Source organism: Actinomadura sp. NPDC048032, from assembly GCF_040653175.1.
GTDB lineage: Bacteria > Actinomycetota > Actinomycetes > Streptosporangiales > Streptosporangiaceae > Spirillospora > Spirillospora verrucosospora.
The window spans coordinates 1-9,904 of sequence record NZ_JBEZJP010000315.1 but is presented as its reverse complement, the minus strand read 5'-3'; the positions used below and the strand labels follow the sequence as shown (position 1 = coordinate 9,904).

The window sequence follows — 9,904 nt, the reverse complement described above, 5'->3', positions numbered from 1 at the left end:
GCGAGGGCACCACCGACTTCCAGCTCGGGATCATCCCAGTGAGGCGGGGGTCCTCCCCGGCCCTCGCTACCGGGCCGGGACGTGAATGATCAATCCGTCGCCCTGGCCGCCGCCGCCGCACAATGCGGCGGCGCCGGTGCCGCCGCCGCGGCGCTTCAGCTCGTAGGCCAGGTGCAGGAGGATGCGGGCGCCGGACATGCCGACCGGGTGGCCGACCGCGATGGCGCCGCCGTTGACGTTGACCTTCTCGGGGCCGACGCCGAGGTCGCGCATCGACTGGATGCCGACGGAGGCGAACGCCTCGTTGATCTCGATGAGGTCGAGGTCGTCGACGGTGAGGCCCGCCTTGCCGAGGGCGTGCTTGATCGCGTTGGACGGCTGGGACTGCAGCGCGTTGTCCGGGCCCGCGACGTTGCCGTGGGCGCCGATCTCGGCGAGCCAGGTCAGGCCGAGCTCCTCGGCCTTGGCCCTGGACATCACCACGACCGCCGCGGCGCCGTCGGAGATCTGCGAGGACGAGCCGGCGGTGATCGTCCCCTCCTTGCTGAACGCCGGGCGCAGCCGGGCCAGGCCCTCGGCCGTGGTGTCGCCGCGCACGCCCTCGTCGGCGGAGAACACCACGGGCTCGCCGCGCCGCTGCGGGATCTCGACCGGGGCGATCTCCTCGTCGAACACGCCGTTCTTGATCGCCTCGGCGGCGCGCTGGTGGGAGCGGGCGGAGAACTCGTCCTGCTCCTCCCGGGAGATGCCGAGCCTCGCGTTGTGCCGCTCGGTGGACTCGCCCATGGAGACGCCGTCGAAGGCGTCGGTGAGGGCGTCGTAGGCCATGTGGTCGAGGACCTCGACGGAGCCGTACTTGTAGCCGCCGCGCGACTTCGGCAGCAGGTGCGGGGCCTGGGTCATCGACTCCATGCCGCCCGCCACCACGATCTCGAACTCGCCCGCCCGGATGAGCTGGTCGGCCAGCGCGATCGCGTCCAGCCCGGAGAGGCAGACCTTGTTGATCGTGATGGAGGGGACGCTCATCGGGATGCCGGCCTTGACCGCCGCCTGCCGGGACGGGATCTGGCCCGCGCCCGCCTGCAGCACCTGGCCGAGGATCACGTACTGCACCTGGTCGCCGGACACCCCGGCCCGCTCCAGCGCCGCCTTGATCGCGTGCGCCCCGAGGTCGGCCGCGGAGAAGTCCTTCAGCGAGCCCATCAGGCGCCCGATGGGGGTGCGCGCTCCGGCGACGATCACGGACGAGGTGGTCATGTGGGGGCCTCCAGGAAGGTGCTGCGGCGACGTTTGCCACGATACCCACGGGAGCGCCGTTCGGTTCCGTTCGCCCCCGCCTGGCCGTCCGAGGAGGGACAAAGCCCATGCTGACCCGTATCGACCACATCGGCATCGCCTGCCGCGATCTGGACGCGACCGTCGAGTTCTACAAGGCGACCTACGGCTTCACCGACGCGCACTTCGAGGTGAACGAGGAGCAGGGCGTGCGGGAGTGCATGCTCAAGATCAACGACACGGGGGACGGCGCGGCGAGCTACCTGCAGCTCATCGAGCCGATCCGGGAGGACTCGGCCGTCGCCAAGTGGATGGAGAAGAACGGCGAGGGCGTCCACCACATCGCGTTCGGGACGGACGGGACGGTCGCCGACGAGGCCGCCGGGATCGCGGGCAAGGGCGTGCGCGTCCTGTACGACGCGCCGCGCCACGGATCGATGGGTTCCTTGATCAACTTTTTGCACCCCAAGGACTGCCACGGGGTCCTGACGGAGCTGGTGCAGAAGCGCCCGAGCGCCGAATGATCTTGTAACGCGGGCCCCGGCGGGGGTGCGCCAAGATCGTGACGTGTTCGATATCACGGTGACGCAGCGCGCGGCCTGGACCGCCGCTCTGTGACCGTTCGGACACATCTGGTGTATTTGCACCCCCAACACCTGGGCTGCTGCGGGCCGGTCGCATGCCCGAACAAAAAGGACATTCCACGCAGCGCGTCAAGATGAGCCCCCAACACGGCAGTGTCCGGAGTACGCTTCATTCGCCGGAAGAGGTCTGGGGCAAGTGCGTCCGTCATGCCAGGCGATCAACCGGTCCCCGGAACCACCCGTAGCCCCGTCACATCAGGATTGAGCCACATGCAGTCCGACATCGACGCCCAGCTCAGCAACTTCTTTGAAGACACGCCCCCGCGCGAGTTCGACGTGGTGCTTCGCGGCTACGACCGGCACCAGGTCGACGAGCACATCAAGCAGCTCGACAACGAGGTGCGGCAGACCCGCGAGCAGACCCAGGCCCTGCAGCGCGAGCTGTCGGACGCCCACCGGCAGCTGCAGGAGCAGGAACGTCCGACCTACTCCGGCCTCGGCGCCCGCATCGAGCAGCTGCTGCGGCTCGCCGAGGAGCAGGCGACCGAGCTGGTCCAGGCGGCCCGCTCGGAGGCGAACGAGATCAAGGCCGCGGCCAAGGTCGACGCCGCCGAGCAGCGCGCCACCGCCGAGAACGACGCCTCCGAGCTGCGCGCCAACGCCCAGCGCGAGGGCGACGACATGCGGCAGGCCGCCGAGCGCGAGGCCGAGGAGGTGCGCACCTCCGCCCGCCGCGAGGCCGACGAGCTGACCTCCACCACCGAGCGCGAGGTCGCCAAGCTGCGGGCCACCGCCGACCACGAGGTCGCCGAGAAGCGCGCCGCCGCCGAGCGTGAGATCGCCAAGCTCCGCACCACCACCGAGCGCGAGGTGGCGCAGCTGCGCGCGTCCACCAAGCGGGAGCGCGACGAGATCCTCACCACGGCCAAGCGGCAGGCCGACGAGATGCGGGCCCAGGCCCAGCGCATCCTGGAGGAGAGCGAGGCCCAGCGCGCCCAGGCCGAGGCCGAGTTCGAGATCCAGCTCGCCGCCCGCCGCGAGGAGGCCGACCGGCAGGACGCCGAGCGCCACTCCGCCGCCCAGGCCGCGACGCAGAAGCTCGTCGCCGAGGCCGAGCAGCGCGCCGCGTCCGCCGAACAGCGCGCCGCGAAGGCGACGCAGCAGGCCGAGCAGACCCGGCGCGAGGCCGACTCGCACGCCAAGCAGCTGATGGCGAACGCGCGCAAGAACTCCGACAACGTGATCGCCGAGGCCAAGTCGCAGGCCGAGCAGCTGCTCGCCGAGACCAAGTCCGAGGCCGACCGCGTCCGGACGGCGGCGCAGCGCCAGGTCGACGAGCTCACCCGCCAGCGCGACAGCATCACCAGCCACCTCAACCAGCTGCGTCAGCTCATCGGCGGCGTCGCGCCGACGATGAGCCCCGAGCCCGAGCTGGCCGCGCCTCCGGAGAAGCCCGCCATCCCGGCGGCCGAGCCGAAGCCGGCCCCGGCGCAGCAGGCCCAGCCCAAGCAGCAGCCCGCCGCCAAGGCCGCGCCCGCCAAGCCGGCCCAGGCCAAGAAGTCCGACGAGGACGACGAGGACTGGTGGCAGGAGTGACCCCTTAACGGTCGGGCATGACGGAAAGCCTGGAGGCGGTGAAACGCCTCCGGGCTTTCCGTCGTCTCAACCCCGTAGACGCACGACAGAGGAGAGCGGCGTGCCCGACGAGACCCCCCAGCACGACGGCCGCGAGCCCGCCCCCGGCGAGGGACGGTCCGCCACCGGCCGCCGGGTCCCCGCTCCGGCTCCCCCCGCCGACGAGGCGGACCGCGACACCGACACCGGCCCCACCAAGACCGACTCCACCGAAACCGACTCCAGCGAGAACGGCTCCGGCGGCACCGGCTCAAGCGCGACCGGCTCTGCCGAGACCGACTCCAGCACGACCGGCTCCGCTGAGACCGGCTCCGGCACGAGCGGGTCGGGCGGGAGCGGTGACGACGACGGTGTCGCGCCGAGTGGGGCGTTGAGGCCCGAGGAGATCGAGCAGCCCGTGGGAGAACGCGATCCGGCGACCGGCGCTCCGGTCACCCTCCCGGCGGCGCGGTCGGCCGCCGAACCCGTGGCGCCCGAGCCCGGCGCGCCCGACCCGGCGCACGACGTCGAGCAGCGCAAGCGCGAGGCCGGCGTCGACCACCTGTTCCCGTTCGGCAAGCCCGGGCAGCCGCTCGGCCGCGCGCACCCGTTCGTGTTCGGGTTCACGGCGGCGCTCGGCGTCATCACCGCCTGGATGCTGGTGAAGGCCGCGACGAACGCCAAGTCGGTGCTCGTCATGATCGTGGTCGCGATGTTCCTCGCGGTCGGCCTCAACCCGGCGGTGGAGCGGCTGCGCAGGTTCGGCCTGCCCCGCGGCGCCGCGGTCGCGACGGTGTTCCTGATCGTGATCCTGTTCTTCGCCGGGTTCGTCGCCTCCCTCGTCCAGCCGGTGTCCGAGCAGGTCACCGAGCTGCGCCACAACATCCCCGAGTACGTCCAGCAGCTCCAGAACAACAAGACGCTGGCCGACTGGGACAAGCGCTACGGCCTGCTGGAACGCGCCGAGAAGACGGTGAACGGCGACGGCTTCCAGAAGGGCCTCACCGACACCGCCACCGGCATCGGCAAGGTCGCGATCAACGGCATCTTCCAGACGATCACGATCCTGATCCTGACGCTGTACTTCCTCAGCTCGCTGCCGCAGATCAAGACGTTCTTCTACCAGCTGGCCCCGCGCACCCGGCGGGCCCGGGTCGCCCTGCTCGGCGACGAGATCCTCGACCGGATCGGCGGCTACGTCGCCGGCCAGTTCACAATCGCGCTCATCGCGGGCGTGTGCTCGTACATCTTCCTGTCGATCCTCGGGGTGAAGTACGCGCTCGCGCTCGCGCTGATCGTCGCGGTGACCGACCTCGTCCCGCTGATCGGCGCCACGATCGGCGCGGTGATCGTCTCCCTGGTGGCGTTCCTGACCGGGACCACGACCGACCTCATCGTGTGCGCGATCTTCTATGTCGTCTACCAGCAGGTGGAGAACTACCTCGTCTATCCGCGGGTGATGAAGCGGACCGTGGACGTCCAGCCGGCGGTGACGATCGTGGCGGCGCTGGTCGGCGCGGCCCTGCTCGGCGTGGTCGGCGCGCTGCTGGCGATCCCCACGGCGGCCGCGATCTCGCTGCTGATCCGCGAGGTCGTCATGCCGCGCCAGGAGACGCTGTAGGCCGCCGGCCCCGGCGCGCCCGCGCCGGGGTCAGCGGGACGTCCGGGCGAGGGCGGCGGCGAACTCCGCCACGGCCTGGTTGAACAGCTCGGGCTGCTCCACCGCGCACAGGTGCCCGGCGCGCGGGATGACGAGCGTCTCGGCGTTCGGCATCGCCTCGGCCATGGCGCGGGCCTCGTCCTCGGTGGCCAGCGCGTCCTCGTCCCCGATCATGACGAGCGCGGGGGCGCGGAGGCCGCGGAGCGTCTCGGTGGAGTCCGCGCGTCCCGCCATGGCGCGCTGCGCCCACGCGGCGGCGAGCGGCGGCGCCGCCTGGACGAGGCCGCGGACCCGCCCGTAGATCAGCGCCCGCTGCCGGTAGGTGGTGGGGCCGACGAGGCCGGGCAGCACCTCGTCCACGAGGACGCGGGTGCTGCGCTCGGCTTCGAGGGCGGCGGCCTGCCGCAGCCGGTTCTCCCGGACGGGGGCGGTGTCGGCGGTGGCGCGGGTGGCGGCCAGCACGAGGCCGAGGACGAGGTCGGGGTGCCGCCGGCACAGCGCCATCGCCACGTACCCGCCCATGGACAGCCCGCCGACGACGGCCCGCCGGACCCCGAGCGAGCGGCACGCGCGGGCGACGTCGTCGGCCATCGTGTCGACGGACGGCTCGTCGTCGCCCAGCCGGGAGCCGCCGAAACCGCGCAGGTCCGGGGTGATGACCCGGAACCGGCCCGCGAGGCCCTCGCGCTGGGCGAGCCACATCGCCGACGACAGCGGGAAGGCGTGCAGCAGCACGAGCGGTGTGCCGGTCCCGACGTCCCTTGCGTACAGCTGCACCGTCATTGGGCAATGGTCGCCCGCCGGCGCGGCCGGTGGGACGGAGTGGCCGCGATCGGCCGCCCGTGTTTATCTGTCCGTTTCATCCCATTCAGTGGGGAGCGGGTAGGCGGCCGGCGCGACCCGCTTGACGATCTCGTTCAGCACGATCCGGACGTAGGGTTCGCCCACCCAGAGGTGCTTGGCGTTGTCCACCGCGACCACCTCGGCCTGCGGGACGCGCTTGAACCGCTCCCGCGCCTCCGCCGGGCGCAGGTAGTCGTCGAACTCCGGCACCAGCGCCACGAGGGGCCGCCCGTCGGCACCCCACGCGTCGAGGTCGGCGTCGCCGGCCCTCTTCAGCGGAGGCGACAGCAGGATCGCGCCCTCGACCAGCGGGTCCCGTCCCCATCTGAGCGCCAGCTCGGTGCCGAACGACCAGCCGAGCAGCCACGGCCGCGGCAGGTCGTGGTACTCGGTGTACTCCAGCGCCGCCGCCACGTCGAACCGCTCGGTCTCGCCGTCGCCGAACTCGCCCTGGCTCGTGCCGCGCGCCGACGTCGTCCCCCGCGTGTTGAACCGCAGGACGGCGAGGTCGGCGAGCGCGGGCAGCCGGAAGGACGCCTTGCGCAGGACGTGGCTGTCCATCATGCCCTCGGCCGTGGGCAGCGGATGCAGGCAGACCAGCGTCGCGACCGGCGGCCGCTCCGGCGGCAGCGCCAGCTCCCCGACCAGCTCCAGGCCGTCGGACGTGTGCAGCGTGATCTCCTCGCGCCGCGCCGGCAGCACCGAGGCCGCCCTGATCTCCGCCATCGATCCCTCTTCTCTCACTCGGCCGGGCGGCGTCCGCGCTCGGGACGCCGGTCGTCAGTACCGCGGGGCGTTGCGCGACCGCAGCACGCGCGGCGACCGGCGGTTCCGGGCCTGCCAGCAGGGCCGGTGCCAGTGCCGCCGGTCGTCCCCGCCGTCACCCGCCCGCCACGCGACGACATGGCCGACGCCCGGCGGGATCTCCTGGTCGCAGCCCGGGCAGCGGTACGGCTTGGCCGCCCCGGCCCCGGAGACCGACCGGACGATCCACTCGCCGTCCGGCCCCTCCTCGGTCTCCTGAGCCCACGAGGTGCCCCCGCCCCGGGCGGAACGTCCGGATGCGGCACGGCGGTTCTTGCGGGGGCTCATGCCCTAAAGCATATGAACCCGGCCACCCCGGCGGGCCGCCCGCGCGGGGACGGGAGGGCTAGCGCAGGGGCTTCCCGGCCGTCGCGTGCTCCACCAGGAGGGGGGCCGGGGCCAGGGCCGGGTCGCGGGTCTCGGCGTGCAGGGCGCGCAGGACGGTGACGGCGCGGCCGGGGCCGATGCGGTCGAGGTCGGCGATCGGGCCGGTCGGGTAGCCGCAGCCCAGCGTCATCGCGGCGTCGATGGAGTCGGCGTCGGCGTATCCGGCGCCGAGCATGGCGGCCGCGTCGTTCAGGTAGGGCAGGCGCAGGGCGTCCACGATGAACCCGGCGCGGTCGCGGCAGCGCACGACGGTGAGGCCGAGACGCGCGAGGAGGCCGGCGGCGCGGTCGGCGACGTCCGGTGCGGTCGCGACCGTGGCGGACATCTCCGCCAGGGCGCCGGCCGGATCGGGGAGGTGCAGCCCGACGACGTCGGCGGGGCGTCCGGTGGCCATGGCCTGACGGATCGCGGAGCCGTCCACCGAGGTGACGGCGATGACCGTTCCGGGCTTGGCGGCCTGGACGGCGGCGGACAGCAGCGCCCGCGCGGCCTCGGGGTCCTCCGCGGCCTCGACGATCAGATCGCAGCCCGCGAGGTCGGCGGCGGAGTCGCCGACCCGTGCGCCCGCCCAGGCGCACAGCGCGGCAACCGCGTCCGCGAGGGGCCCGACGCCGACGACGCCCACGGTCGGCGCCGCCGCGGCGGACGTCTCCTCCTCGGTCTGGCCTGACTTGTCGTAGGAGTAGAAGCCGCGGCCGGTCTTGCGGCCGAGCAGCCCGGCGGTGACGAGCTCGCGGAGCAGCGGCGAGGCGGCGTGGCGGCGGTCGCGGGACTCGGCGTAGATCGCGTCCAGCACCTCGAGGCAGGTGTCGAGGCCGATCAGGTCCATCAGGGTGAACGGGCCCATCGGCAGCCCGGCGCCCGCCTTCATCGCGGCGTCGATGTCGTCGCGGGTCGCGTGCCCGGTCTCCAGCATGGTCGCGGCCTGGTTCAGGTAGCCGAACAGGAGGCGGTTGGCGACGAACCCGGCCCGGTCCCCGACCGTCACCGGCGTCTTGCCGAGGCCCTCGACCAGCCCGGCGACCCGGGCGACGGCCTCCGGCTCGGTGAGGACGGTCCCGATGACCTCGACGAGCTTCATGACCGGCGCCGGGTTGAAGAAGTGCACCCCGACGATCTTGGTGGGCCGGCCGGTGGTGACCGCGATGTCGGTGACCGACAGGGAGGAGGTGTTGGTGGCGAGGACGGCGTCGTCCCGGCACACGCGGTCGAGCTCGGCGAACACCGTGCGCTTCAGGTCGAGCCGCTCGGGGACGGCCTCGATGACGAGGTCGCAGTCGCCGAGGTCGGCGAAGTCGGTCGACAGCGCGATGCGGCCGAGGATCTCGCGCCGCGCGTCCTCGCTGAGCCTGCCCCGCTTGACGGCCCGTCCGGTCGAGGACTCCAGGTTGCCGCGCCCGCGCTCCAGCGCCTCCCGGTTCACCTCGATGCCGACGACCGCGAGGCCGCCCCGCGCCAGCACCTCGGCGATGCCCGCGCCCATCGTGCCCAGTCCGACGACCCCGACCCTGCTGAACGAACCACCAGTCATGGACCGCAGTCTTGCAGAGCGGTCGCCCGTCCCCCATGGCGGGTACGACGGGGACGTGCGCCTCGGAATCTTCCTCCTCGCCGCCCGTTTCCCCGGCCAGGACGACGCCGCAGCCCTGTCCCGCACCGTCGAGGCCGCCCTCGCGGCCGAGCGCGCCGGGTTCGACGACGTGTGGCTCGCCGAGCACCACTTCATGTCGTACGGGGTGGTGCCGTCCGCGACCGTGCTGGCCGGACATCTGCTGGCCGCCACCACGCGGGTCGGCGTCGGGACGGCGGTGAGCGTGCTGTCCACCCAGCATCCGGTGGCGCTGGCCGAGCAGTCCGCGATGCTGGCGCTGCTGTCCGGCGGCCGTTTCCGGCTGGGGGTCGGGCGCGGCGGACCGTGGCGCGACCTGGAGGTGTTCGGCACGGGCCTCCCCCGCTACGAGCACGGCTTCGCCGAATCCCTCGACCTCCTCCTGGCGTGGCTGCGTTCCGACCGTCTCGGCTGGTCGGGCGAGCACTTCGCCTTCCGCGAGGTGCCGGTCGTCCCGCGGGCGCCGGTCCCGCCGCCGGTGACGGTCGCCTGCACGTCCCCCGCGACCGAGGCACTGGCGGCGGAGCGCGGCCTGCCGATGCTCCTCGGCATGCACGTCGGAGCGGACGAGAAGGCCGCCGCCGTCGCCCGGCACGGCGACCCGTCCCTGCCGCACGTCTCCACCCATGTCGCCCAGGTCGCCGACACGCGGGAGCAGGCGGTCGCCGCCCTCATGGACGGGATGCCGCGCTGGCTCGGCCCCGGCCTGGATGGATACGTCGCCGTGGACGACCGCCCTCGCCCGTCCCGCGACCCCGTCGCCTACACGCGCCTGATGTGCGACCTCCACCCGATCGGCTCACCGGACGACTGCGCCGAGTCCCTCCTGGCCACGGTCGAGCGAACCGGCATAAGGCACCTGGTCCTCCTGGTGGAAGCCGCGGGCTCCCACGCCGCCACCCTGGAGAACATCACCCGCCTGGGCCGAGAAGTCCTTCCCAAAGTCCGCGCCGCCACCTGACCGCGCACCCCACCAGCCGGCCGCGCGGATCGGCGGGACGTGAAGGTCGGCCATCGCCTGCCAGTCGTGCATGTGGTCGTGCGGCTCCACGACGTCGACGGGCGTGCCCGCGCCCATGCGCCGCTCGCCCCCGATCGCCATGGTCAGCTCGGTCTGCGCGCCGCGCA

The 9,904-nt window shown here is 73.1% G+C and carries 9 protein-coding genes; 4 read left to right on the top strand and 5 right to left on the bottom strand.

Annotated elements, in window-relative coordinates; translation table 11 throughout:
• Positions 1-66: 66 nt before the first annotated feature.
• Entirely contained in the window at positions 67-1,257 is a 1,191-nt protein-coding gene (locus AB0C69_RS30615) for an acetyl-CoA C-acyltransferase (protein WP_353835407.1), read from the bottom strand.
• A gap of 107 nt (positions 1,258-1,364) precedes the next feature.
• Here AB0C69_RS30615 and mce point away from each other — a divergent pair, with 107 nt between their 5' ends.
• The 3 genes from mce (at position 1,365) to AB0C69_RS30600 (ending at position 5,094) form a co-directional block, all read left to right on the top strand.
• Positions 1,365-1,799 carry a methylmalonyl-CoA epimerase gene (gene mce / locus AB0C69_RS30610; RefSeq protein WP_345184134.1) on the top strand — a complete coding sequence of 145 codons (435 nt, stop codon included), beginning with the start codon at positions 1,365-1,367 and terminating at the stop codon, positions 1,797-1,799.
• Positions 1,800-2,129: 330 nt separating this feature from the next.
• Entirely contained in the window at positions 2,130-3,455 is a 1,326-nt protein-coding gene (locus AB0C69_RS30605; protein ID WP_360358531.1) for a DivIVA domain-containing protein, read from the top strand.
• Positions 3,456-3,555: 100 nt separating this feature from the next.
• Entirely contained in the window at positions 3,556-5,094 is a 1,539-nt protein-coding gene (locus AB0C69_RS30600; protein ID WP_360358530.1) for an AI-2E family transporter, read from the top strand.
• A 30-nt stretch (positions 5,095-5,124) separates the two neighbouring features.
• On the opposite strand, the gene AB0C69_RS30595 is transcribed toward AB0C69_RS30600, so the two are convergent.
• The 4 genes from AB0C69_RS30595 to AB0C69_RS30580 all read right to left on the bottom strand — a co-directional run bounded on the left by AB0C69_RS30595 (position 5,125) and on the right by AB0C69_RS30580 (position 8,698).
• Positions 5,125-5,916 carry an alpha/beta fold hydrolase gene (locus AB0C69_RS30595; protein ID WP_360358529.1) on the bottom strand — a complete coding sequence of 264 codons (792 nt, stop codon included), beginning with the start codon at positions 5,914-5,916 and terminating at the stop codon, positions 5,125-5,127.
• A gap of 63 nt (positions 5,917-5,979) precedes the next feature.
• Complete coding sequence (locus AB0C69_RS30590) at positions 5,980-6,702, bottom strand: alpha/beta hydrolase (protein WP_345184127.1); 723 nt, start codon at positions 6,700-6,702, stop codon at positions 5,980-5,982.
• 54 nt (positions 6,703-6,756) lie between these two features.
• Positions 6,757-7,068, bottom strand: a complete 312-nt coding sequence (locus AB0C69_RS30585) for an ATP/GTP-binding protein (protein ID WP_345184125.1) — start codon at positions 7,066-7,068, stop codon at positions 6,757-6,759.
• A 58-nt stretch (positions 7,069-7,126) separates the two neighbouring features.
• On the bottom strand, positions 7,127-8,698 hold the full coding sequence (locus AB0C69_RS30580; protein ID WP_360358528.1) for a 3-hydroxybutyryl-CoA dehydrogenase: 1,572 nt from the start codon (positions 8,696-8,698) through the stop codon (positions 7,127-7,129).
• A gap of 55 nt (positions 8,699-8,753) precedes the next feature.
• Between AB0C69_RS30580 and AB0C69_RS30575 the strand changes: the two genes are divergently transcribed.
• Positions 8,754-9,737 carry an LLM class flavin-dependent oxidoreductase gene (locus tag AB0C69_RS30575; RefSeq protein WP_360358527.1) on the top strand — a complete coding sequence of 328 codons (984 nt, stop codon included), beginning with the start codon at positions 8,754-8,756 and terminating at the stop codon, positions 9,735-9,737.
• Positions 9,738-9,904: the final 167 nt, after the last annotated feature.

Excerpts from the sequence above, each read along its gene's own strand:
- AB0C69_RS30595 (WP_360358529.1), bottom strand. The coding sequence starts at position 5,916 with ATGACGGTGCAGCTGTACGCAAGGGACGTCGGGACCGGCACACCGCTC.
- AB0C69_RS30590 (WP_345184127.1), bottom strand. The coding sequence starts at position 6,702 with ATGGCGGAGATCAGGGCGGCCTCGGTGCTGCCGGCGCGGCGCGAGGAG.
- AB0C69_RS30615 (WP_353835407.1), bottom strand. The coding sequence starts at position 1,257 with ATGACCACCTCGTCCGTGATCGTCGCCGGAGCGCGCACCCCCATCGGG.
- AB0C69_RS30605 (WP_360358531.1), top strand. The coding sequence starts at position 2,130 with ATGCAGTCCGACATCGACGCCCAGCTCAGCAACTTCTTTGAAGACACG.
- mce (WP_345184134.1), top strand. The coding sequence starts at position 1,365 with ATGCTGACCCGTATCGACCACATCGGCATCGCCTGCCGCGATCTGGAC.
- AB0C69_RS30585 (WP_345184125.1), bottom strand. The coding sequence starts at position 7,068 with ATGAGCCCCCGCAAGAACCGCCGTGCCGCATCCGGACGTTCCGCCCGG.
- AB0C69_RS30580 (WP_360358528.1), bottom strand. The coding sequence starts at position 8,698 with ATGACTGGTGGTTCGTTCAGCAGGGTCGGGGTCGTCGGACTGGGCACG.